Below are 22,962 nucleotides of genomic sequence, written 5' to 3' on the forward strand. Positions count from 1 at the left end.
TCATGCGGATACGCCCTTCCGGTCGAGTTGCCGCCGCAACGCACTCAGTCCGCGGCGCTGCAGGGCCTTGACCGCTCCCGCGGACTTGCCGACGATGCCGGCGACCTCCTCGACGCTCAGGTCGCCGAGGATCCGCAGCAGCACCACCTCGCGCTGGTCGTCCGACAGGCCCGCGCACAGCTCGTGCACGCGCCGCCGGCCCAGCTCGACGAGGGCGTCCTCCTCCGCGTCGCCGCCCACCTGCTCGCCGATCTCCGGGCCGTCGTCCACGGTCACCGGACGCCTGGACCGCCGGCGCCGCTCGTCGGTCACCCGCCGATAGGCGATGGTGAAGACCCAGGACCGGAACCGCTGCTCGGATCCGGTGAACGACGTCAGGCCGGCGAAGACGCCCAGGAACACCTCACTGGTGAGGTCCTCGGGCTCGTCCGATCCCTGCAGCCGCGCGTAGCCGCCGACGACTGGCGCGAGGTCGGTGTACAGGCGCTCGAACGCCCACGGCGCACCGGCGCGCGCCGCGGCGAGGATCTCGTCGAAGTCCGCTCCGATGACCAGTGACCCCTCCCCGATGCGCGCCGCGGCTCACCGGCGTCATCGCCCGGAACGGCCGGAAGGGTACGGCCTGGGCTCAACCCACTGGTGGACGGCGGCGGCGTGGGGTGAGGCGCAGTGGCGGGAGGGGTGGGGCGGGGATGCGGTCGGTGCCGTGGCCGGCGACCGTGCCGAAACGGTGCTGGCCGGGCCGCTCCCACTCGTCCCGCGCCGCGACGATGTCCTCGTGGCTGCGGCCGACGAAGTTCCACCACATGACGAGGTCGTCGGGGAACGGCTCGCCGCCCAGCAGGAACAGCGTCGTGTCGTCGTCGTGCGCGTGGATCGTCAGCTCGGTGCGTCCTGTGCCGAGGTACAACAGCGGTCCCGGCTCCAGCCCCGTCCCCGCGACCGTCGCCCGCCCCGTCAGCACCAGGACGGCGTGCTCGAAGTCGGCGCGCAGTGGCAGCGTCGCGGTCTTGTGCACGTCGAGCTCGGCGCCGAGCAGCGGGCTGTACGTCATCGCCGGCGAGGTCGTCCCGGCCAGCTCCCCCGCCACCACCGTCGCCCGCACGCCGTCGCCGTCATACACCGGGAGGTCGGTGTGCTGCTCGAACCCCGGCGCCGCCGCTGCCGTTTCCGGCAGCGCGACCCACAGCTGCAGGCCGTGCAGCAGCGGCGCCTCGCCCAGCGAGATCTCCGAGTGCGCGATGCCCGGCCCGCTCGTCATCAGGTTCAACTGCCCCGGCTTGACGACGACGTCGCTGCCTACGCTGTCGCGGTGGTGGATCTCGCCCTGGAGCGGCCAGGTGACCGTCTGCAGGCCGGTGTGAGGGTGCGGCAGCACGACCATGTCGGTGTGCTGCGGGCCGAACTGGTCCAGGAAGCACCACGCCCCGACGGTGGGGAGCTGGCGGTGCGGCAACGTGCGGTTGACCCGCATCGCCCGGATGCCGCCCAACGGCACCTCGCGCGGCTCCAGCACCCGGCTCGCCGGGCCCTCCTGCCCCGCCGCATGACACCGCGTCTCGGCGGGACGCGCATCCAGGTTGCTCACCTTCCCGAGCCTAGGGCCTGTCCCGCCGTCGCCGCCGGTGCGCGGCGGATAGACTGGCGCAGCCCGCCCTCGTAGCTCAGGGGATAGAGCATCCGCCTCCTAAGCGGAGGGTCGCAGGTTCGAATCCTGCCGGGGGCACCCTTTGACCAGCGCGTTCATCTTGCCTTGTTCTCGTGGCAGGGTAGTGGCCCTGGCGGAGATCCGGGGCGTCGACTCAGCTGGTGCTGCTGACCGGCTTCTGCCAGAGGGCGACCAGGTCGCCGAGGCGGTCCATGACCGGCTGCGGGGCCTTCGCGGGAGACCCGGTGTCGAAGGGTGGCTGAGGGTCGTACTCGAGGCTGAGCTGGATGGCCTGGGCGACCTCGGGACCGTGCAGCCGGGCGGCGACCTCCAAGGCCAGGTCGATTCCGGCGGAGACGCCGGCGCCGGTGACGATCCGGTCCGCGAACACGACCCGCTGCTCGACCGGCTCCGCGCCGTACTCACGGAGCGCGTCGTAGGCGACCCAGTGCGTGGTGGCCCTCAGCCCGCGCAGCAGGCCCGCAGCGGCGAGCAGCAGCGAACCGGTGCAGACCGAGGTGGTGTAAGTGGTGGTGCGGTGAGCCGAGCGGATCCAGTCGAGGATGGGATGCCCGCTCGTCATCTCCCGGGCCACGTTGCCGCCGGGGACGAGCAGCACGTCCGGGGACGGCACCTCGTCGAAGGTGTGCTCGACGTCGAGGTGCAGCCAGCCCTTGGCGTCGCTGACGCGACCCTTCTCGGCCGCGCAGAACACCACCTCGGCGTCGGGCATGCCGGCGAACACCTGGTAGGGACCGATGGCGTCGAGGATGGTGACCTTCGGGAACAGAGCGATGGCGATCTGCATGGGATCCTCCTTCGTCGCGTAGCCGCGGCGGATCACACCGGCGGGGCCGGGTCGTACTGGATGCCTCGGCGCACCTGACGGGCGCGGTCGGCCCCGGCCAGCCTGGCCACGAGGTGCAGGGCCATGTCGATGCCGGCGGAGATGCCGGCAGCCGTGATCACGTCGCCGTCGTCGACGAATCTGTCGTCAGGACGCACCTCGATCGTGGGATCGAGCTCGGCCAGACGGTCGAGCTGGCCCCAATAGGTCGTCGCCGGACGGTTGCGCAGCAGTCCGGCGGCGGCGAACACCAAAGAGCCGCTGCACACGCTGGTCATCAGCGGAACCTCCTTGCGCATCCTGCGCAGCCAGTCGAGATGCGCCTCGTCATTGCGCAGGGCCCCGGTGCCACCGCCTCCGGGATGCACGAGGACGTCGTAGGCCGGCGCGTCGTCGAAGCCGTGGTGGGCCAGCACGGTCAGGCCCTTCGCGCACTCGACCGGTCCGGCTTCGCGAGCCAGGCAGGTGACGGCGTACCCGTCGTCCGGGAATCTGCGGGTCCACCAGGCCAGGACCTCCCAGGGCCCGATCGCATCAAGCTCTTCAACGTCGGGGAACAACAGGATTCCGATCTGCCTGGTCATGTGCGCTCCTTCGGGACGAGCAACGGGCGATGACGGTTCCTCCACCGTGCGGCGGGAGCTCTGCTGTCGTCAACGACGCGTAGCCCACAGATCGCGCCATCGGCTCGGATGGCACGATCCGTGGGGCACCTGTCGTTGCTGCCGGGTAGCAGATCGGTCCACGATGGGCGTATGGCTCCCGGCACCGTGACCTTCGTCGTCTTCGAGAACTTCGACACCGTCGATCTCGCCGGCCCGGTCGAGGTCTTCGGTGAGGCCGGCTACGACCTCCGGATCGTCGCGCCGGCCAAAGGACCGGTCACCTCCGACGCCGGGCTGTCCGTCAACCCCGATCACTCCGTGCGAACCGCAGATCCGCGCGACGTCGACACCCTTCTGGTCGTCGGCGGTGCCGGCGTCCACGCAGCACAGCAGGACACGAGACTGGTGCGCTGGGTGGCCGACGCGGCGGCGTCCGCCGGCAGGGTGGCGTCGGTCTGCAGCGGGACGTTCCTGCTCGCCGAAGCCGGGGTCCTCGACGGGCACCGCGTCACCACCCACTGGCGCAAGGCGGACAGGCTGGCCGCGGAGTACCCCGCCATCACCGTCGACAGCGACCCGATCTTCATCCGGGAAGGACGGATCTGGACCTCGGCCGGGGTCTCCGCGGGCATGGACCTGGCGCTGGCGATGGTCGAGGACGACCTCGGCCCGCACGCGTCGCTCGCGGCCGCCCGGGAGCTGAACCTGTTCCTGCGTCGTCCCGGGAGCCAGTCCCAGTTCAGTGTGCCGCTCTGGTCCACGCCGCCACGCGACGACATCATGCGCCGGGTCGTCGACGCGATCCATGCGAACCCCGGCGATCCGCACGGGATCGCCGATCTTGCCAACGTCGCCGGCCTCAGCCCCCGACACCTGCAACGCCGGTTCACCCAGGAGGTCGGGATGACACCCGCGGCGTACGTCGAACGGGTCCGCGTCGAGGCGGCACAACGCGATCTATCCGAGCGGGACGACCCCGTGGAGGCGATCGCCCACCGCCACGGGTTCGGCACCGCCGAGACGCTCCGGCGGACCTTCCACCGGGTCGTCGGCACCTCACCGACGGACTACCGCGCGAGGTTCACCACCACGGCAGCGCCGACACCTCCGACGCCGGCACACGGTTGATCTGACGGGAGCAGCTGCTCGCGATGTCGCACACCCGCCCGCGGTGCTCGCCGGTCACAACTGAGTGAGCGTGCTCCCGTACCAGGAGAAGACGAGGCCGGGCTTCTGGCCGTTCTGGAGCCAACTGTCGGGCAGATGCGCCCAACCGCCGGTCCGGACGTTCTGCAACGCGGATTCGTGCCGGTACACATCGATACCGCTGGCACGTTCGAAGTAGTGGATGCAGTCGACCCACCGATATTTTCCGGCCACAAGGGCGATGGTGCGCTCTCTGGTGCTGGGACTGCTGTGATCGGTCTCCCACCGATACTTGCCGGCTTCAAGAGTGATGGTCCGCCTGGTGCAGGATTCCGAACCGGCAGGAGCCGGATATCGCAGCCAGAGGTACCTCACGTTGCGCGCGCTGCCCTGAGCCGCCACGTCCCCGGCCGGCTGGTAGGCCGCCTGGGCTGTGGCCCTCACCGCGGACGACTCCGTGTGCTCCGCCGCTTGCGCCGTTCCGCCGATTCCCGCCATCGCCAGGGCCAGAACGGCCATCGCTGCGGACATTCTCATCTTCATGGTTTCTCCGTGCTGAATGGGCATGTCCTCGGCGAGATTAGGCGTCACCGTTTTCAGGATCGCTTCAGTGCTGCTTCGCACGGAAAGGAACGTTCAGCCGTCTCCCATGAAGATCCGCTGCAGGTCGCTCGGCTCCGCGATAGGCCCGCGTCGGCGAGCCACACTTCGGCGGGCAGCCGGCGCATGCGGCGGAACGGCCCTTCCGGCATCGAGATCCCGGCGGGCAGGTGCTCATCCGCCGCCACGAGGTCGACGGTGAGCCGGTAGTGCGTGGTGGCGACGTCGCGGACGGTGCCCGGACCGGCCTCGGTGACGTCGTCGTTGGCGCCGAACAGGGCGTCCAACGGCCAGAGCGGATCGTGATGGCCGCCGAGATACGTGCGGCCGCGGCGCCGCTGGCCGAGTGCCAGCGCATCGCCGCCGGCGGGCCCAACGTCATGCAGTCGACCGCTGCGCGACACCCACCGGCTCCGAAATGACCTCCGCAGCCCGCGGCCGGGGCGGATAACGTATGCCATTCCGGTCGAAACGGAGGAGCGGGATGAGCGTCGACGACGAGCGGGGAGCGGCTTGGGACGTCTCCGGGGGCGCGGCCCGGCCACCCGGACCGGTGCAGGACCTCAGCATGCCGAGAACGGTGCTGACGGTGCTCTTCGCGCTGACCGCCGTCGTCACCGCGGCCAGTGCGGGCGCGTACGCGAACCGCGCGTCGGTGGTGTCCGACGCCGCCGGCGCGTCGCCGGAGGCGGATCCGCTGGCGAGCACGGTCGCGGTCGACGCCGACCGGTTGACGCAGGCGGACGACCTCGTGGTGCTCGGCATGTGGGGCTACACCGTCGCAGCCCTGGCGCTGGCCATCTTCTTCATCATCTGGCAGTACCGGCACGCGCGGAACGCCAAGCTGCTCGGCTCGCGCAGCGCGCTCGGCCCGGGGTGGGCCATCGGCGGCTGGTTCATCCCGCTGGCCAACCTCGTGCTCCCGGTCCGGCAGCTCTGGACCGCCAGCCGCTCGTCGAACCCCGGCGGGCGCGGCGCGGGCATCGTCGTGGCGTGGTGGGTGGCGTTCGTGGCGGCCATCCTGATCGACCGCACCGCCGCTCAGCTCGGCGTCGACGGCCCGAGGGACGACCTCACCGTGGGCGACCTCGCGAACGCGGACTGGCTGGCGGCCGCGGGCGAGATCGTCTTCACGGCCGCCGCCGTCCTGGGGCTGATCATGGTGCGCCGGCTCACCGACGCCCAGGGCGCGGCGCTCGCGGGCCGGCCCGGAGGAGCCGTCCCGCCCGCACCGCCGCCGCCCCCGCCGGCCTCCTGATCAGGGCCGCCGCCACCTGCCGGTGAACCGGTGCGAGCCCGGCCCGGCGGTGCCGGCGTACGGGTCGGCGAGCGGCAGGTCGAGGTGCACCGTGACGCCGGGCGGGACCTCGAGGGACAGCTCGAACCGGTCATCGTCGAGGGTCCAGGACACGGCGACGGGGCCGTACGGGCTGAGGTGCCGGGCCGACGCGTGGGTGAGCTGCCCGGTGACGAGCGGGCGCACCGCGACCTCCCGGTAGCCGGGCGCCGCCGGCGCGAGCCCGGCCACGCAGCGGTGCAGCCAGTCGGCGACCGCGCCGTACGCGTAGTGGTTGAACGACGTCATCTCGCCGGGGTTGATCGAGCCGTCCGGCAGCATGGAGTCCCACCGCTCCCAGATCGTCGTGGCCCCCATCGTGACGGCGTACAGCCAGGACGGCGCGGTGCGGGTGAGCACCATCGAGTGCGCGAGGTCGGGACGGCCGGCCCGGCAGAGCGCGTCCAGCACCAGCGGCGTGCCGAGGAAGCCGGTGCTGACGTGGAAGCCCGCGGCCTGGACGAGCTCGGCGAGACGACGCCCCGCGCCGGCGCGCTGCTCGGGCGTCTCGAGCAGGTCCCACGCGATGGCCAGCGCGTAGACGGTCTGGCAGTCGCTGCGCACCACGCCGTCGACGCCGACGTAGGCCTTGCCGAAGGCGCGGACGACGTCGGCGGCGAGGCTCTCGTACCGCGAGGCGTCGTCGTCGCGCCCCAGGACGGACGCGGTGCGCGCCAGCAGGTGTGCGCTGCGGGCCAGGTATGCCGTCGCGACGACGGCGGGGTCGGCCTTGGCCGCGGCGGCGTCGTCGGGCGGGGCGTCGGGGTCGAGCCAGTCGCCGAACTGGAAGCCGGTGTCCCAGAGCAGGGAGTCGCCGGCCAGCGACCGCGCCTTCTCGACCCACGCGCGCATCGAGTCGTACTGCCGCTCCAGCACGCCGGTGTCGCCGTAGCGCTCGTACAGCGTCCACGGCACGTGGACGGCGGCGTCGGCCCAGCCGGCGGGCGGCGAGTGCGGCGGGTCGCCGGGACGCGGGCCGCCGATGTGCTCGTACACGACGTCGGGGACGACGAACGGGACGCCGCCATCGGGACGCTGCTCGGCGGCGAGGTCGCGCAGCCACGAGCCGAGGAACCCGCCGACGTCGAAGAGGAAGGCGGCCGTCGGGGCGAACACCTGGATGTCGCCGGTCCAGCCGAGCCGCTCGTCGCGCTGCGGGCAGTCGGTCGGGACGTCGACGAAGTTGCCGCGCATGCCCCACACGACGTTCTCGTGCAGCCGCTCGAGGTCGGGCTCGGAGCACTCGAACCAGCCGGTGCGGCGCAGGTCGGAGCTGACGACGACGGCCTCGGCGTCGGATGCCTCGACGGACACGCCGCTGACCTCGGCGTACCGGAAGCCGTGGAAGGTGTACCGCGGCTCCAGCAGCTCCGGGCCGCCGGACAGGACGTAGCTGTCGGTGGCCTTGGCCGCGCGCAGCGGGCGCACGCCGAGCTCGCCGTCCTCGAGCACCTCGGCGTGCCGGAGGGTGACCTCCTGACCCGGCGCTCCGGTCACCCGCAGCCGCACCCAGCCGACGACGTTCTGCCCGAAGTCGATCAGCTGGGCGCCGGACGGCGACGTGGACACCGACCGGGCCGGCACCGTCGCCACCTCGCGCACCGGCGGCCCGAGCGGCGCGACGAGGCGTGCGGCGTCGGACTCCAGGACGTCGACCGGCCCGGACGCCGAGACGGACGGGACCAGCGGCAGCCGCAGGTCGGTGCGCTGCCCGTCGTAGAGGTCGTCGGCGAGGACGCCGGTGGCGCCGGCCCGCCACGCGCCGTCGGTCACCACCGTCTCCTGGCGGCCGTCGGCGTAGGTGATCTCGAGCTGGGCCAGCAGCGCCAGCCGGTCGCCGTAGTGGTCGCGGCGCAGGTTCCACGTCAGCTGCCCGCGGTACCACCCGTTGCCCAGGCCGACGGCGAGCTGGGTCGGCCCAGCGCCCTGCAGGTGCGACGTCACGTCGAAGGTCTGGTAGCGCAGCCGCGACGCGTACGCCGTCCAGCCGGGCGCGAGCTGGTGGTCGCCGACCCGGCGGCCGCCGATCCACGCGTCGTACACACCGTGCGCGGTGATGTACAACCGCGCGGAGGCCACCGGCCCGGCGAGGTCGAGGTCGCGGACCAGCGCGACGGCGCCGTCGTCGAGGCCGCCGACGTCGCGCGGGCTGATGAACCGAGCCGTGACGTCCTCGGGCCGCAGCAGACCGGCCTCGACGACGAGCGGCTCGCTCCAGTCGCTCCAGGCACCGCCGGCCTCGGCCCGCACCTCGACCTCGACGCGCTCGCGCGAGCGCAGCTCCGGGAACGGCCACGGCTGGAAGACCTGCCCGGCGCCGTCGACCCGAACGGCCCGGACGTCGCCGGAGGCGGCCCGCAGCCGCACCTCGTACGCGGTCTGCTCGCCCCCGCCGGACCGGGACCAGGACAACCTGGGCGCCGCGACGCCGATGCCCAGCTCGGGCTCGCCGTACTCGGCCACGACTCTGTCGATGCGCGGCAGGTCGTCCGGGACGGTGCGGTCGGTCATGGCGATCCTCCGGGGTCGGTTGGAACGATTTAATCAGCCCGCCCGACGGCGCACGCAAGAGGTTCGGGGTCGGCCATCGGTGACGCCGTCGCCAGCCCGCCCGGCTGGGAGGGAGTCCCACCCTACGGGCGGGCACCGACACACTCGCGCGAGCAGCAGGGGCGGCGCGCGGGCCGCCTGACTCGAGTGTTGGCCGACGTTCTCCGTGACGACCTGTCGTCGCTCGAGTGCCGACGAGTGGTGGACGATGACGGCCACCCCGGGTGGCGGGGCCGGTCGTCGTCACCGACAGGTTGACGAGGGTGGCACATGTTGGCGCTGGTGTCACCACGCCCGCGACCATCACCGCACGCCCGGACGACCCGGCAGGCTCCAGGCATGCAGGGACATGACGGCACCGCGACGACCACACGACATCGCCGGTGACGGCCGGATCTTCATGATCAGTGACGCCGGCATCAGCATCGTCGATGTCGGCCAACGGACTCGGGCGGTGTCGACGAACCGATCACGCGCAACCCACCCGGGCGAGAGCGGAGCACGAACCCGCTGGTCACACCCCCACACAAACATTTCTGGCCAATATCCAGAATTCTGGATAGTATCCCTGCCATGTCGCGCATCCAGATGCTGATGTCGAAGGCGGGCACGGTGGCCCACCTCCTGGCCGTCGAGCTGTCCACGGCGTCGGCGGGCGACCGGATGGCGACCGTGCAGGAGTTGAGCGAGCGGTTCCAGGTCGGCAAGGGCACCGTCCAGGCGGCGCTGGCGCTGCTGGAGGAGGCGGGCGCGGTCGAGATCCGGCCGCGCGGCAAGCTCGGCACCTTCGTCGCGGCGATCGATCACGGGTTGATCTGGGAGTTCGCGGGCGGCCGATCGATCTCGGTCGCCATGCCGCTGCCGTACTCGCGCCGCTACGAGGGCCTCGCGACCGGGATGCACACGGCGTTCCAGCAGGCCGGCGTCCCGCTGACGTTGATGTTCGTGCGCGGGTCGACCGACCGCATGCGCGCCCTGCGGGAAGAACGCGCCGACTTCGCGGTGATGTCGCGGTTCGCCGCGCTGTCCGACCCCGAGCTCGACGTCGTCCGCGACTTCGGGCCGCACTCTTATGTCGGAGCGCACGGGCTGGTGGTCGCCGAGGGCCGCACGCCGGACGACCCGACGCTGCGGGTGGCCGTCGACCCCGCGTCGGTCGACCAGGCCGAGCTGACCGCCGCCGTGTTCCCCGGGTTGCCGCCGGCGCAGCGCATCGAAGTGTCGTACAACCAGCTGAACAGGTACTTCGCCGACGGCCTCGTCGACGCCACGGTGTGGAATCTCGACGAGATCGACGCGCACATCTCCAGCCCGGTCACGGTGCATCCGGTCGAGGGCCTGGAGGACGACGCGACGACGTCGGCCGTCATCGTGGCGCGCCGCGACGCCGACGCGGTGCCGACCGCGGTGAAGGTCGCTCTCGAGGGCGACCTCGTGCGGTCGGCGGCCGACGACGTCGTGGCCGGCCGGCTCATCCCCACGTACTGACCCCACCCCCGAACCCCACGGACGGAGCGATGCATGGACGACCGACTCCGCCTGCGCCTCGACCTCTTCCGCGACATGGCGCAGACCCCACCGGGCGTCGTCGACTTCGTGGCGAGCGAGCTCGCCCGGCTCGAACCGGACTTCGACGTCACCGACGACACCGCCGGCTCGCTCACCTCGCACCTGGTCGCCGCGCTCGGCCGGCTGCTGCGCGGTGAGCCCGACATCGACCCGCCGGCCGACGTCGTCTACCGGCAGGTCGTCGACGAGGCGCCCGCCGCCGTCGACGCCGCGGCGCGGGTGTCCGGCCGCGCGGAAGCCGCGCTCGGCGTGCCGCTGTCCGCCGTCGAGCAGCAGTACCTCAGCCTCCATCTCGGCGCCCTCGCGCTGACCGCGACCAAGGAGAACCGATGAAACTCATCGCTGGCGGAGTTGCGAAGATCGAGGTCGCGGAGGCCCTGCGACCACTGCTCGGCCCCGACGACACCGTCGTCGTGGGCACCGACATGGACGCGGCCGTCCAGCTGCGCTCCGGCGCGGCCGACTACTACCTCGGGACGTGCCACACCGGCGCCGGCGCGAGCCTCGGCGTGCTGGTGGGCCTGCTCGGCTCGGACAAGACGCACACGTTCGGCCGGACCGTCCCGTCCGCCGCGGCGATCGAGGCCGCGGTCGACGCCGGCAACGTCGCCTTCGGCTTCGCGCTGGACCAGGTCGAGGACGTCGTGCCGGCGCTCTGGGCGGCGCTGGACGCGAGACGAACGGGGGCGGACGCATGATCCTCGCCGCCACCGACACCGCGTCGGTCTCGTTCGACGCCTGGCAGGGCGTGCTGGTCATCGTGCTGTGCGCGTTCGCGGCGCTGATCGCGAACGCCGCGCTCGCGGTCTTCAACGACGGCGCCCGGCCGTTCCTGCTCGACTACATCCAGGGCCGGTCCACCCGGCTGGCCACCGCGACGATCGTGACGGGGCTGTCGGCCGGGTTCATCTTCGGCCTCGGCGCGCCGATGGCGCTGTCGACCGGCGTGCTCAACCCGTGGCTGGTGTTCCTGCCGGTCGAGATCATCGGCCTGATCGCGCCGTGGCGCTGGCTCGCGGCCACCGGCGGCGCGGCCTGGGGCGCGGTCTGCGTCTTCGGCCTCAACGCCGCCAACAACGCGGCCACGTCGCTGCCGATCGACTTCGTCACGGCCCTGCAGCAGATCTCCACCCCGATCCTGTGGCTGTTCACGCTGTTCCCGGTGCTGGCGATCACCCGCCAGTTCGGCCGGGCGAAGGGCCTGATCACGTTCGGCGCCGAGCTCGCCGTCGTGCTGCTGTCGATGAACGTCTGGGAGACCCTGTTCCCCGGGTCGCTGGCCATGGCGACCGGCGTCGTCATGCTGCTCGGGTTCGCGCTCACCCAGGACCGGTCCACCCGGCGGGCCGAGCAGCTGGTGCTGGCCGGCGGGTCCGAGGCGGACCGCGTGGCGCACGCCGAGCAGCAGGCGGCCACCGCGGCCGCGTCCGACCAGCTGTTCGGGCCCAACGCGGAGCGGCTGCGCCGGAACGTCATCCCGCTGGGCATCCTCGGCGGCATGGTCGCGGCGCTGGCGGCCAGCGGCATCTTCGGTGGCGGCGAGGCCACCAGCTTCCTCGTCGCCGACGGCACCTACGGCGAGGCCGCGCAGGTCGACTTCCTGCGCGCCTTCGGCTTCGTGCCGCTGATCGCGACGACGGCGCTGGCCTCGGGCGCGTACGCGATGGCCGGGTTCACCTTCGTCTACCCGATCGGCTACCTGTCGCACGTCTTCATCGACGCCTGGCCGCTGGCGCTCGCGGTCGCGTTCGTGCTCGGCGCGCTGGTGATGGCCGCGGAGGTGCTGCTGCTCAGCGCCGTCGGACGGTGGCTGCAGCACTGGCCGAGCGTGCGCGAGTCGGCCGACCATATCAGGCACGCGATCACCGAGACGCTGTCGCTGGCGATCCTGGTCGGCTCGCTGATGGCCGGCCTCGCGATGGGCGGCGGACTGGGCATCGCGCTGGTCGGCGGGCTGTATCTGCTCAACGAGTCGATGGGGCGGCCGGTCGTGCGCATGGCGGCCGGACCCGCGGCGGTCATCGTCGGCGGCATCGTGCTCAACCTGCTGCACCTGGTCGACCTCGTCCAGCCGGTGGCGGGCTGATGCCGATCCGGACGGCGAGCGGCCGGGTGCTCGGGCCGGTGGACGTGCCCGGCACGGTCCTCGCGCACGAGCACCTGGTCGTCGACCTCACCCGGTTCGGCGATCCCGAGGCGCGGGTGAGCGACGACGCCGCGGTGGCGGCCGAGCTGGCCGCGGCCCGCGCGGAGCACGACCTCGGGCTGGTCGTCGACCTCACCGGCCGCGGAATGGGCGCCGACCCGGCCCGGGCGCGCGCCATCGCCGAGCGGGCCGGCGTCGAGGTCGTGCTCGCGACCGGCTGGTACTACGAGCGGTTCCACCCCGACGGCGAACCCGGCGACTCCGTCGACCTCGCCACCGAGCTGCTGGTGAACGACATCGGCGCCGGCATCCGGCCCGGCGTCATCGGCGAGATCGGCAGCAGCGGCGAGCAGGCCAGTGCGGCCGAGCGCGTCGGCCTGCTCGCGTCCGCCGGGGCCGCGCTGGCCACCGGGCTGTCCGTCGCCACCCACGCCCACCTCGGACGCGGCGGACTGGAGCAGCTCGACCTGCTCACCGGCGCGGGGCTGGCGCCGCACCGCATCTGCATCGGCCACCAGGACCTCATCGACGACACCGGCCAGCACCGCGCCATCGCCGCCGCCGGCGCGTACGTCGCCTTCGACACCGTCGGCAAGGCGGCCTACCAGCCCGACGAGAAGCGCGTCGAGCTGCTGCTCGCGCTGCTGGACGCCGGCTACGCCCGGCACCTGCTGCTGAGCAACGACATCTCCCGCGACGGCTACCTGACCAGCCGCGGCGGGCCGGGCTTCGGCCACGTGCTGGGCCCGTTCCGCGCCGAGCTCGCCGCCCGCGGCGTCGACGCGGCGACGCTCGGTCTGCTCTACCGGGAGAACGCCCTGCGCTGGCTGGACGGAACGGAGCACCCATGAGCCCCTCGCTGCCCGCGACCACCCCGCTGCCCATCGCGACCGCCGACGACGCCCTGGCCGCGCAGCAGCGCCTGGTCGGCGCGATCGCGACACACTTCACCGACGGTGCGCTCTTCCGCGCCGACGTCGGCGTCGTGCCCGGCCTCGGCCGGCCCGACACCACCGCCCGGGCGGAGGCGGTGCTGGCCGAGGCGTTCGGCGCCGACGACGCCTGCCTGGTGCAGGGCGCGGGCACCGGCGCCATCCGGGCCGCGCTGTCGGCCGGCCCGTGGTCGCAGGGCGAGCGGCGGATCATCGCCCACGACGCGCCCGACTACTCGACGACGGCGACGACGTTCCGCGACGGCCTGGCCGACGTCGCCCGCGTCGACTTCGACGACAACACCGCGCTCGACGCCGCGCTCGCCGGCGACCCGGCCCGCTGGGTGTATGTGCAGCACTCCCGGCAGCGGCTGGCCGACCGGCACCAGCCCGCCGACGTCATCGCGCGGGCGGCCGCGTCGGGCCGCGGCGTCGTCGTCGACGACAACTACGCGGTGTTCCGGACCCCGGGCATCGGCGTCCAGCACGGCGCCACCGTCTCGGCGTTCTCGCTGTTCAAGCTGCACGGGCCGGAGGGCGTCGGCGTGGTCGTCGGCGACGGCGAGCTGGTCGGCCGGGCGCGGGCGGCCAACTACTCCGGCGGCGGCCAGGTCCAGGGCGGTCAGGCGCTGGCCGCGTTGCAGGCGCTGGTGATGGTCCCGCTGAACTGGGCCGCGCAGTCGCGGGCGGTGACGGAGCTGGCCGGCCGGCTGGCGGACGGCGACGTGCCCGGCGTCGTGGACGTCCGGCTGGCGAACGCGCAGGACCTGTGCGTCATCGCGCTGCTGGACCGGCCCGTGGCGGCGAACGTGCCGGCGTGGGCCGCGCGGCACGGCGCCGCGCCGTTCCCCGTCGGCTCCAACTCGCGGCACGAGATCACCCCGCTGGTCTACCGGCTGTCGTCGTCGGCGCTGGCCGCGCAGCCGGAGCTGGCGGACTGGGCGGTCCGGGTGAACCCGATGCGCGCCGGTGCCGAGCTGACCGCCCGCATCCTGCGGTCGGCTCTGGCCGAAGGGGATCGTTGATGTTCCTGGCGATGACCGAGCGGCGCAATCCCGCGCTCGTCCAGGCCGCGATCGACCTGCACCGCTCCGGCGCCGTCGAGCCGGACACGTACGTGATCGACCTCGACGCGGTGGACCACAACGCGGCCGCGCTGGCGGCGAGCGCCGCGCGGCACGGCGTCGAGCTGTGGTTCGTCGCCAAGCAGTACGGCCGCAACCCGCTGGTCACCGCCACCGTCGCGCGGCACCTGCCGCTGGCCGCGGCGATCGACCACCGCGAGGCCGTCGCGCTGCTCGGCGCCGGCGCCCGGCTGGGCAACCTGGGGCATCTGGTCCAGGTGCCGCGCCGGCGGCTGCCCGGCCTCCTCGCCGCCGAACCGGCATACGTGACGGCGGCGGACGAGCAGAACCTGACGGCCGTCGCGGCGGCCGCGCACGACCTCGGCCGGGTGCAGCCGGTGCTGCTGAAGATCCGCGGCGCGGCGGAGTCGACGTTCCCCGGCCAGGACGGCGGCTTCGAGCCTGACGACGTCGCCGGGGTGCTCGAGCGCGCCGCCCGGCTGGACGGCGTCCGCGTCGCCGGAGCGACCGGCTTCCCCTGCCTGAGCTTCGACGCCGGCGCCGGGCGGCCGCGGCCCACCGGCACCCTCGACCGCGTGCTCGCCGCCGCCGCGACGATGCGGGCGGCCGGCCTCGACCCGGTGCTGTCGCTGCCCAGCCACACCAGCGTCAGCACGATCCCGCAGATCGCGCGGCTCGGCGGCGCCGTCGGCGAGCCGGGTCACGCGCTCACCGGCACGACGCCCGAGCACGCCGTCGACGCCGCTCTGGCCGAACGTCCGGCGCTGGTGTACGTCTCGGAGATCGCCCAGCTCGGCTCCGCGCCGAGCGTCTTCGGCGGCGGCTTCTACAGCCGCGGCCGGGCCCGCGACCTGCTCGTCGCCACCGGCGGCGGAGTGCGCCGGGCGACGCTGCGCGACACCCCGGCGGGCAGCATCGACTACTACCGCCGGTTCGACTGGAGCGGCGACGGCGACGGCGCGCGGGTCGGCGACACCGCCGTCATGGCGTTCCGCACGCAGATCTTCGTGACCCGCTCCCGGGTGGCCGTGGTCGCCGGGATCGAGGCGGGACGGCCGCGTGTGGAGGGCGTGTTCGACGCGCTGGGGAGCCGGGTCGCGTGAGCCCCTCCGCGACCGTCCTCGTCCTCGACGGCTTCGGCGTGGGCGCGCTGCCCGACGCCGCCACCGTCCGGGCGTCGGACACCGCGGCCGACACCGTCGGCGCCGTCGCCGCGTGGTCGGTGCGCGAGCGGGGCCGGCCGCTGGACGTGCCGCACCTGGCCGGGCTGGGGCTGGCGGCGCTCCGCCCGGACCTGCGCGACCTGCTCGCCGTCCCGGTCCCGCTGCTGCGCGCGACCGGCGCCCGGGCCGGGCTCGGCTACCCCGGCGCGGACTCCTTCGCCGGTCACCAGACCCTCATGGGCGCCGACATGTCGCACGTCGTGCTGTGCCGGCTGGCCGAGCGGATCGACGAGGTGACGGCTGCGCTGCGGGCCCGCGGGCACCGGGTGCGGACGCTGGACGACCGCCCCGTCCTGGTGGTCGACGACGCCGCGCTCGTCCACGACAACCTCGAGGCCGACCCCGGCCTGAACTGGAACGTCTCCGCCCGGCTGGACGACCTCGGCTTCGCCGCGATCCTGGCGATCGCGCAGGTGGTGCGCGCCGTGGCGCCGGTGGCCCGCGTCATCGCCGTCGGCGGGCGCTCCGAGCGGCCGCTGGCCGACGCCGTCCGCCCCGGTCCCGGCGGCACCGTCGGGCTGGACACCCCCGCCAGCGGGTTCTACCGCAACGGCGGGCTGCGGGTCCGGCACCTCGGCGCGCCGGTCGACCACGCCCGCCAGCTGCACGAGGCGGCGGCGCGCGCCGGCCACGACGTCGTCCTCATCGGGAAGGCCGCCGACCTGCTGGTGACCGACGCGCCCGTCGACCGCCGTCCGGGCGTCGACACCGCCGCGATCCTCGCCGACGTCGCGGCGACCGCCGGGCACGGGCTGGTCGTGGCGAACGTGCAGCGGACCGACCTCGCCGGGCACTCCCAGGACGCGGCCGCCTTCGCCGATCAACTGGAGGCGGCCGACCGCGCCCTCCCCCGCGTCGCCGGACGGCTCGGCCCGCGCGACCTGCTGGTCGTCACCGGTGACCACGGCAACGACCCCGCCATCGGGCACCCCTTCCACACCCGCGAGTGGGTGCCGGTGCTGGCCGCAACCGGCGGCGCCCCCTCGACCCGCCGCGGCCACGATCTCGCCTCCCTCGCCGACGTCGGCGCGACGGTCGCGCGGTGGCTCGGTCTCCCGGCCGGCGCCACCGCCGTCGGCGTCGCCGCCGCCGCGCAGGACCTACCCGTGGGCGGCCGGTAGCTCGGCGAAGTGGCAGGCGCTCGGGTGCAGGCCGAGCCGGGGCTCGAGGGCGGGCTCGACGTCGGCGCACTCGTCCCGGGCCTTCCAGCAGCGGGTCCGGAACCGGCAGCCGGACGGCGGGTCGGCCGGTGAGGGGACGTCGCCGGTGAGGAGGATGCGCTCGCGCGGCGGCTGGCTCCACGGCCGCGGCACCGGGACGGCGGAGAGCAGCGCCTGGGTGTATGGGTGGGTGGGCCGCCGGAAGATCTCCTCCTGCTCGGCCAGCTCGACCACCTTGCCCGCGTACATGACGGCGACCCGGTCCGAGACGTGACGGACGACGGAGAGGTCGTGGGCGATGAAGAGGTAGGTGAGGCCGAGGTCGGCCTGCAGGTCGGCGAGCAGGTTGAGCACCTGCGCCTGGATCGACACGTCCAGGGCCGACACCGCCTCGTCGCAGATGACGAGCTTGGGCCGCAGCGCCAGCGCGCGGGCGATGCCGAGGCGCTGCCGCTGACCGCCGGAGAACTGGTGCGGGTAGCGGTCGGCGTGGCTCGGGTCGAGGCCGACCCGGGCGAGCAGGTCGCGCACCTCGTCGCGCCAGCGGTCGCGCGGCACGACGCCGGGGTGGATCTCCCAGGCCTCGGCGACGATCTGGCCGGCGGTGCGGCGCGGGTTCAGCGACGAGTACGGGTCCTGGAAGATCATCTGGACGTCGCGTCGCGCGGCGCGCAGCTCGGCCGGCGACGCGGCGGTGAGGTCGCGGCCGTCGAAGGTGACGGTGCCCGACGCGGCCCGCTCCAGCCCGATCACCGTCCGGGCCAGCGTCGACTTGCCCGACCCCGACTCACCCACCAGCCCGAGCGTCTCGCCGCGGCGCAGGTCGAAGGAGACACCGGCGACGGCCTGCACGTGGCCGGTGACCCGCCGCAGCAGCGCCGAGCGCAGCGGGAACGTCGTGTGCAGGTCGCGCACCGACAGCAGCGGCTCAGACCCGTTCGCGCTCACCCGACACCACCTCCTCGGCGTGGTGGCACGCGGCCCGGTGCTCGGCCGGCCGCCCGTCGACGGCGCGCAGGGCGGGGTCGTCGGCGCGGCACCGGTCGGTGGCGTATGGACAGCGTGGATGGAAGGAACAGCCGGACGGCAGCGCCAGCAGGTTCGGCGGCGCGCCACGCACCGGCGTCAGCCGCTCGCGCGGCCCGTCGAGGTCCGGGATCGACGCCATCAGGCCGCGGGTGTAGGGGTGGGCGGCATGGTCGTAGACCTCGCGGATGGCGCCGGTCTCGACCGCCCGCCCCGCGTACATGAGCAGCGCCCGGTCAGCGACGTCGGCGACCACGCCGAGGTCGTGCGTGATCAGCACGAGCGCCATGCCCTCCTCGCGGCGCAAGTCCGCCAGCAGCCGCATGATCTGCGCCTGGACGGTGACGTCGAGCGCCGTCGTCGGCTCGTCAGCGATGAGCAGGCGGGGCCGCAGCGCGAGCGCCATCGCGATCATGATCCGCTGCCGCATGCCGCCGGAGAACTGGTGCGGGAAGTCGTCGACCCGCCGCCCGGCGGCCGGGATGCCGACCCGCTCCATCAGCTCGACGGCGGCGGCGCGCGCAGCCCGGCGCGAGGCGCCGCGGTGCCGCCGGAACATCTCGCCGATCTGCCAGCCGACCCGGAACACCGGGTTCAGCGAGCTGAGCGGGTCCTGGAAGACCATCGCGATCTCGTCACCGCGCAGCCGCCGGACCCGGTTCGGGTCCTCGGTCAGCAGGTCGCGTCCGTCGTAGACGATGCTGCCGCCGGCGATCTCGCCGGCCGGCTTGGGCAGGATCCCCATGACGGCCTGGGCGGTGACGCTCTTGCCGCTGCCGGACTCGCCGAGGACGGCCAGCGTCTCGCCCCGGCGCACATCGAACGACACCCCGTCGACGGCTCGGACGACGCCGCCGCCGGTGCGGAAGCGCACGGCGAGGTCGCGCACGCTGAGCAGTGGACTCTCCGTCACGGCCGCCTCACAGGTTCTTCAGCTTCGGGTCGAACCGGTCCCGCAGCGCGTCGCCGAGCAGGCCGAACGACACGACCAGCAGCGCGAGGCAGATACCGGGGATGGTGGAGATCCACCACGCGTCGCCCAGGTAGTTGCGCCCGTTCGCGATGGTGACGCCCCAGCTCGGCGAGCTGGACGGGGTACCGAGGCCGAGGAAGCTCAGCGACGCCTCGGCCAGGATGACGTGCCCGATCTCGACCGTCGCGACCACCAGCACCGGCGCCGCGCAGGCCGGCAGCACGCAGTGCCGCACCAGGTGCCACGACCGCGCGCCCAGCGTCCGGGTCGCGTCGACGAAGTCGCGGTTCTTCGTGACCAGCACCTGACTGCGGGCCACCCGCGCGAACGTCACCCAGTTCGAGATGGCCAGAACGATGACGACGTTGACGACGCTCGGCCCGAGCAGCGCGGCGATGAAGATCGCCAGCAGGATCGACGGGAACGTGAGCTGGACGTCGGCCAGCCGCATCAGCGCGCCGTCCAGCCACCGTCCGTACCACCCGGCCACGACGCCGACGGTGACGCCGATCAGCCCGGCCAGCAGCAGCGTCGCGACGCCGACCGCGATGGAGATGCGCGCGCCCTGGAACACCTGCGCGAGCAGGTCCTGGCCCACCTGGTCGGTGCCGAAGATCGCCAGCGAGCCGTCCTCGGTGCGCGAGCCGGGCGGCAGCAGCCGGTCGCCGGTGCTCGTCGCGACCGGGTCGTAGCCGACCAGCCACGGCCCGAACACCGCCGCGAGCACGTAGAGGGCGATGACGGCGCTCGCGAACCGGATGCGCCCGGAACCGGGCTTGCGCCTGGGGCGGCCAGCAGCCTCGGGGACGGGGGCGGCCGGCGGGCTGCCGAGGTCGGTCAGTGTGTCGGTCATGGGTCACCCGGCCAATCGCACGCGGGGGTCGAGGTAGCCGTACAGGACGTCGACGACGAGGTTCACCAGCACGAACACCGCGGCGATGAACAGCACGGCGGCCTGGACGACGCCGTAGTCGCGGTGCGAGATCGCGTCGACCAGCAAGCGCCCGACGCCGGGCCAGGCGAACACCGTCTCGACGATGACGGTGCCGCCGAGCAGCTGGCCGAACTGCAGGCCGACCACCGTCACGACCGGGATCAGCGCGTTGCGGGCGGCGTGCGGGAAGATCACGACGCTCTCGCGCAGCCCCTTCGCGCGCGCCGTCTGCACGTAGCCCTCGTGGATGACCTCGAGCAACCCGCTGCGGGTCAGCCGGACCAGGATGGCCAGGAACGGCAGCGCCAGCGTGACCGCCGGGAGCACCAGGTGCTGCCAGCCGCCGGTGCCGCCGCTGGGCAGCACGTCCAGCGTCCGGGCGAACACCAGGATGAAGACGATGCCGACCCAGAACGCCGGCGTCGACTGCCCCACCAGCGACAGCACCGAGATGACGCGGTCGGTCAGCGTGTTGGCCTTGAGCGCCGCGATGACGCCGAGCGGGAAGCCGATGAGGATCGACAGCGTGAGCGCGGCGATCGCCAGCTCGGCGGTGTTCGGCAGCCGCGACAGGACGAGGTCCATGGCGTCGACGTTCATCCGGAACGAGTCGCCGAAGTCCAGCCTGACGACGTCGCGCAGGTACGTGCCGTACTGGACGATCAGCGACTCGTCCAGGCCCATCCGCTCGCGCAGCTGGGCGATCTGGTCGGCGGTCGCGTCCGGCCCGAGCAGCACGGTCGCGGGGTCGCCGGGCACCAGCCGCAGCACCACGAAGATGACCGAGACGGCGCCCCACAGGACGAAGACGGAGAACAGCAGCCGGCGCGCGAGGTAGGCCGGCATCAGGCGCCCTGCGCGTGCGCCAGGACGGTCACCGGCGGCGCCTCGTCCAGCAGGCCGGCGCCGATGCGGTCGGCGCACGCCGTGACGGCGGCGGCCAGGCCGCGTAGCTCGGCCGGGTGCCGTACCCGCGACGGGACCCGGACGGCGACGGCGGCGACCGCCAGCCCGTCGTGGTCGAGCACCGGGGCCGCGACGGCCCGCCCGGTCTCGGCGTACTCACGGTCCTCGACGGCGTAGCCGCAGGTCCGCGCCCGGGCCAGGGACCGGAGCAGGCCGTAGGCGTCGGTGACGGTGCGGGCGGTGAGCCGCGGGAACGGCGCCCGCGCCACGAACCGGTCGACCTCGACCCGGGGGCGGTGCGCGAGGTAGGCCTTGCCCAGCGCCGTCGCGTGCATCGGCAGCGGCGACCCCGGGTCGGCCGCGGGCTGGCCGGCGGTCGCCGTCCGCACCAGGTGCCCGCCGCGGGGTCGGCCGTAGCTGACCGCCTGGCCGGTGCTCTCGTGCAGCGCGCTCAGCGCCGGGTGGACGACGGAGTCGGGCCCGGCGTCGCCGCGGGCGGCCCGGGCGAGGTCGAGCGCGCCCAGGCCCACGACGTACCGGTTGGCCTCGTCGCGGCGGACCAGGCCGAACTCGACGAAGGTCGCGAGCATCCGGTGGACGGTGCTCTTGTGCAACCCGACGGCGTTGGTGATGTCGGTCAGCGTGCGCGGGTGGCCGTGCCGGCTCAGCTCGGTCAGGACTTCGAGGGCGCGGCTCAGCGACTTCATCGATCACTCACCCCTGTGCACTCGTCGGGTGGTTCGGCGTCGTTACATTAACGTTAACGGTAGCGTTCATGGGCGACGCTAGAGGACGGCCCAGAACGGTGTCAAGGGTCGGCTCAGCGAATGGGTGAACCTGCTGGTCAGCCGGGTTGCGAGGGATGCAACGCGCCTTGACACCGTTGTTCCGTGAACGTTAACGTCCGAACTGGCGCAGGCCGTTGGAATTCATCTGTGAAGCGGCCCCCATTCGCGAGGAGGCGACTTTGTCCGTCGATACTGCAGGCGATATGACCGGCCAGTTCAGGAGGGCCCTCGTGGCGGCCGATCCGCGCCTGTCGAAATTCAATCCGCTCGGCCGCATCCTCGCGCACGACGACTTCGACTCCGGCACCCACGGCTGGTGCGAACTGATCGGCAACTACGACGGCAACGGCAACCTCGACACCGTCGACGACCACATGCGCGACTTCCGCCCGCCGCAGCTGAGCGCCTGCAATTTCTTCGACATCGGCACCCACGGCACGCTCGGCGGCACGTACGCCCTGAAACTGGCCACGCGGCCGTATCCGGGGCACACCGCGGTCGCCATCCGCCGTCTGACGATGAGCGGGCGCGGCCGAGTGCAGCTGGAGACGTACTTCACCTTCAAGGCCGAGGCCACGCTGGGTTCCGACCCCGCCAACGACACGTTCGGCGAGGTCGTGTGGGACGGCAACCTGCACCCGTCGGAGGCCCAGTTCGGCGCGCTGACGGTGGCCACCGACCTGTGCGGCGACGGCGGCGTCCGCTACCACACCGTCGCGCGCTACCAGAACACCGACCACCAGCACCGGCTGACCCGGCAGTGGATGTACCCGGGGGTGCCCGAGCCGACGCCGCGCGAGCACCTCGAGGGCAAGGTGAAGCTGGGCTACGCGGCCGACTTCACGGCGCCGAACCCGGAGGACTGGCACCCGTTCGGCGAGCCCCAGGAACTCTGCTACAACGAGGTCCCGACGAAGGTGAACTGGCATTATCTGCGGTGGGTCGTCGACACCGCCGCGCGCAAGAACGTCGAATTGCAGATCAACGACCGGGTCATGGACATGAGCGATGTCCCGGTGCCGATCTACGAAGACCGGTACGAGTCGTTGGAGAATCTGCTGAACTTCTATTTCAGTGTGCGCACGCATTCGTCGGTGCGCAATTTCCTGTACCTGGACTCCGTTCTCGTCTCGGTGGATTGGTAGGCACACGATGCGGCAATCGCTGACCGCTGTACTCGAGCGGAACACCACGGTGCGGGGCGAGTTCGCGACCGAGCCGTACGAGGTCGCGTGGGCGTCCGAGGCGCGCTGGTTCGTCCAGGTGCTGTCGGCCGCCGGCGACCCGGCCGAGCTGGACGTCGTCACGCAGATCTCACCCGACGGCATCACCTGGTGCGATCACGAGGAGGCGCCACACGCCACGGCGGGTCCGGGCCTGACCAGCTGGACGGTGCGCGAGTTCGGCCACTGGCTGCGTCTGCGCGGACGCGTCCGCGGCGACGACGCCGAGGTTAAGCTGCGCGTGTACCTGGCGGCCAAGAGCTGA

At 73.1% G+C, this 22,962-nt stretch carries 24 protein-coding genes and 1 tRNA gene; 13 read left to right on the forward strand and 12 right to left on the reverse strand.

Annotated elements, in window-relative coordinates:
- Complete coding sequence (locus tag BLU82_RS25390) at positions 1 to 570, reverse strand: RNA polymerase sigma factor (protein WP_092623759.1); 570 nt, start codon at positions 568 to 570, stop codon at positions 1 to 3.
- Positions 571 to 628: 58 nt separating this feature from the next.
- Positions 629 to 1,588: a pirin family protein gene (locus tag BLU82_RS25395; RefSeq protein ID WP_092623760.1), complete on the reverse strand. Its 960-nt coding sequence runs from the start codon at positions 1,586 to 1,588 to the stop codon at positions 629 to 631.
- A 65-nt stretch (positions 1,589 to 1,653) separates the two neighbouring features.
- Between BLU82_RS25395 and BLU82_RS25400 the strand changes: the two genes are divergently transcribed.
- Positions 1,654 to 1,726 (forward strand) — tRNA-Arg (locus tag BLU82_RS25400).
- A 76-nt stretch (positions 1,727 to 1,802) separates the two neighbouring features.
- Here the strand turns inward: BLU82_RS25400 and BLU82_RS25405 are convergent.
- Both BLU82_RS25405 and BLU82_RS25410 read right to left on the reverse strand, forming a co-directional pair.
- Positions 1,803 to 2,456 carry a DJ-1/PfpI family protein gene (locus BLU82_RS25405; RefSeq protein ID WP_092626279.1) on the reverse strand — a complete coding sequence of 218 codons (654 nt, stop codon included), beginning with the start codon at positions 2,454 to 2,456 and terminating at the stop codon, positions 1,803 to 1,805.
- A 32-nt stretch (positions 2,457 to 2,488) separates the two neighbouring features.
- A complete protein-coding gene (locus BLU82_RS25410) occupies positions 2,489 to 3,079 on the reverse strand; it encodes a DJ-1/PfpI family protein (RefSeq protein WP_092623761.1) in 591 nt (196 codons plus the stop codon).
- Between the two features lie 171 nt (positions 3,080 to 3,250).
- Between BLU82_RS25410 and BLU82_RS25415 the strand changes: the two genes are divergently transcribed.
- Entirely contained in the window at positions 3,251 to 4,228 is a 978-nt protein-coding gene (locus BLU82_RS25415) for a GlxA family transcriptional regulator (protein ID WP_092623762.1), read from the forward strand.
- A gap of 54 nt (positions 4,229 to 4,282) precedes the next feature.
- Here BLU82_RS25415 and BLU82_RS25420 read toward each other — a convergent pair whose 3' ends face one another.
- Both BLU82_RS25420 and BLU82_RS25425 read right to left on the reverse strand, forming a co-directional pair.
- Positions 4,283 to 4,870 carry a hypothetical protein gene (locus tag BLU82_RS25420; protein WP_157741257.1) on the reverse strand — a complete coding sequence of 196 codons (588 nt, stop codon included), beginning with the start codon at positions 4,868 to 4,870 and terminating at the stop codon, positions 4,283 to 4,285.
- Positions 4,843 to 5,250 carry a hypothetical protein gene (locus BLU82_RS25425; RefSeq protein ID WP_092623764.1) on the reverse strand — a complete coding sequence of 136 codons (408 nt, stop codon included), beginning with the start codon at positions 5,248 to 5,250 and terminating at the stop codon, positions 4,843 to 4,845. The genes BLU82_RS25420 and BLU82_RS25425 overlap by 28 nt, the downstream gene beginning before the upstream one ends.
- 80 nt (positions 5,251 to 5,330) lie before the next feature.
- Here BLU82_RS25425 and BLU82_RS25430 point away from each other — a divergent pair, with 80 nt between their 5' ends.
- Positions 5,331 to 6,104, forward strand: a complete 774-nt coding sequence (locus BLU82_RS25430) for a DUF4328 domain-containing protein (protein ID WP_157741258.1) — start codon at positions 5,331 to 5,333, stop codon at positions 6,102 to 6,104.
- On the opposite strand, the gene BLU82_RS25435 is transcribed toward BLU82_RS25430, so the two are convergent.
- Positions 6,105 to 8,693, reverse strand: a complete 2,589-nt coding sequence (locus BLU82_RS25435) for an alpha-L-rhamnosidase (protein WP_092623766.1) — start codon at positions 8,691 to 8,693, stop codon at positions 6,105 to 6,107. It lies immediately after the preceding gene.
- 612 nt (positions 8,694 to 9,305) lie between these two features.
- Here BLU82_RS25435 and yhfZ point away from each other — a divergent pair.
- The 8 genes from yhfZ to BLU82_RS25475 are packed head-to-tail and all read left to right on the forward strand — an operon-like array spanning position 9,306 to position 16,808.
- Entirely contained in the window at positions 9,306 to 10,220 is a 915-nt protein-coding gene (gene yhfZ / locus BLU82_RS25440; RefSeq protein WP_092623767.1) for a GntR family transcriptional regulator YhfZ, read from the forward strand.
- 33 nt (positions 10,221 to 10,253) lie between these two features.
- Positions 10,254 to 10,634: a hypothetical protein gene (locus tag BLU82_RS25445; protein ID WP_092623768.1), complete on the forward strand. Its 381-nt coding sequence runs from the start codon at positions 10,254 to 10,256 to the stop codon at positions 10,632 to 10,634.
- Positions 10,631 to 10,999: a DUF2620 family protein gene (locus BLU82_RS25450; protein WP_092623769.1), complete on the forward strand. Its 369-nt coding sequence runs from the start codon at positions 10,631 to 10,633 to the stop codon at positions 10,997 to 10,999. Before BLU82_RS25445 ends, BLU82_RS25450 begins: the two co-directional genes overlap by 4 nt.
- On the forward strand, positions 10,996 to 12,387 hold the full coding sequence (locus BLU82_RS25455) for a YhfT family protein (RefSeq protein ID WP_092623770.1): 1,392 nt from the start codon (positions 10,996 to 10,998) through the stop codon (positions 12,385 to 12,387). Before BLU82_RS25450 ends, BLU82_RS25455 begins: the two co-directional genes overlap by 4 nt.
- Complete coding sequence (locus tag BLU82_RS25460) at positions 12,387 to 13,298, forward strand: hypothetical protein (protein WP_092623771.1); 912 nt, start codon at positions 12,387 to 12,389, stop codon at positions 13,296 to 13,298. The genes BLU82_RS25455 and BLU82_RS25460 overlap by 1 nt, the downstream gene beginning before the upstream one ends.
- Entirely contained in the window at positions 13,295 to 14,404 is a 1,110-nt protein-coding gene (locus BLU82_RS25465; protein ID WP_092623772.1) for an aminotransferase class V-fold PLP-dependent enzyme, read from the forward strand. Before BLU82_RS25460 ends, BLU82_RS25465 begins: the two co-directional genes overlap by 4 nt.
- Positions 14,404 to 15,567, forward strand: a complete 1,164-nt coding sequence (locus tag BLU82_RS25470; protein WP_092623773.1) for an alanine racemase — start codon at positions 14,404 to 14,406, stop codon at positions 15,565 to 15,567. The genes BLU82_RS25465 and BLU82_RS25470 overlap by 1 nt, the downstream gene beginning before the upstream one ends.
- The gene (locus BLU82_RS25475) at positions 15,564 to 16,808 is read left to right on the forward strand and encodes a phosphopentomutase (protein WP_092623774.1); all 1,245 of its coding nucleotides are present in this window, start codon (positions 15,564 to 15,566) and stop codon (positions 16,806 to 16,808) included. The genes BLU82_RS25470 and BLU82_RS25475 overlap by 4 nt, the downstream gene beginning before the upstream one ends.
- On the opposite strand, the gene BLU82_RS25480 is transcribed toward BLU82_RS25475, so the two are convergent.
- The 5 genes from BLU82_RS25480 to BLU82_RS25500 are packed head-to-tail and all read right to left on the reverse strand — an operon-like array spanning position 16,788 to position 21,393.
- Entirely contained in the window at positions 16,788 to 17,795 is a 1,008-nt protein-coding gene (locus BLU82_RS25480; protein WP_092623775.1) for an ABC transporter ATP-binding protein, read from the reverse strand. The genes BLU82_RS25475 and BLU82_RS25480 overlap by 21 nt on opposite strands.
- The gene (locus BLU82_RS25485) at positions 17,776 to 18,786 is read right to left on the reverse strand and encodes an ABC transporter ATP-binding protein (protein ID WP_092623776.1); all 1,011 of its coding nucleotides are present in this window, start codon (positions 18,784 to 18,786) and stop codon (positions 17,776 to 17,778) included. The genes BLU82_RS25480 and BLU82_RS25485 overlap by 20 nt, the downstream gene beginning before the upstream one ends.
- A gap of 7 nt (positions 18,787 to 18,793) precedes the next feature.
- On the reverse strand, positions 18,794 to 19,699 hold the full coding sequence (locus tag BLU82_RS25490; protein ID WP_092623777.1) for an ABC transporter permease: 906 nt from the start codon (positions 19,697 to 19,699) through the stop codon (positions 18,794 to 18,796).
- 3 nt (positions 19,700 to 19,702) lie between these two features.
- Entirely contained in the window at positions 19,703 to 20,626 is a 924-nt protein-coding gene (gene nikB, locus BLU82_RS25495; RefSeq protein ID WP_092623778.1) for a nickel ABC transporter permease, read from the reverse strand.
- The gene (locus tag BLU82_RS25500; protein ID WP_092623779.1) at positions 20,626 to 21,393 is read right to left on the reverse strand and encodes an IclR family transcriptional regulator; all 768 of its coding nucleotides are present in this window, start codon (positions 21,391 to 21,393) and stop codon (positions 20,626 to 20,628) included. Before BLU82_RS25500 ends, nikB begins: the two co-directional genes overlap by 1 nt.
- 284 nt (positions 21,394 to 21,677) lie before the next feature.
- On the opposite strand from BLU82_RS25500, the gene BLU82_RS25505 reads away from it, so the two are divergent.
- Positions 21,678 to 22,619, forward strand: a complete 942-nt coding sequence (locus tag BLU82_RS25505; RefSeq protein ID WP_092623780.1) for a DUF6772 family protein — start codon at positions 21,678 to 21,680, stop codon at positions 22,617 to 22,619.
- A gap of 7 nt (positions 22,620 to 22,626) precedes the next feature.
- Positions 22,627 to 22,962, forward strand: coding sequence for a hypothetical protein (locus BLU82_RS25510; protein ID WP_092623781.1), 336 nt, complete (start codon positions 22,627 to 22,629; stop codon positions 22,960 to 22,962).

The sequence above is a fragment of the Jiangella sp. DSM 45060 genome (genome assembly GCF_900105175.1).
Lineage (GTDB): Bacteria > Actinomycetota > Actinomycetes > Jiangellales > Jiangellaceae > Jiangella.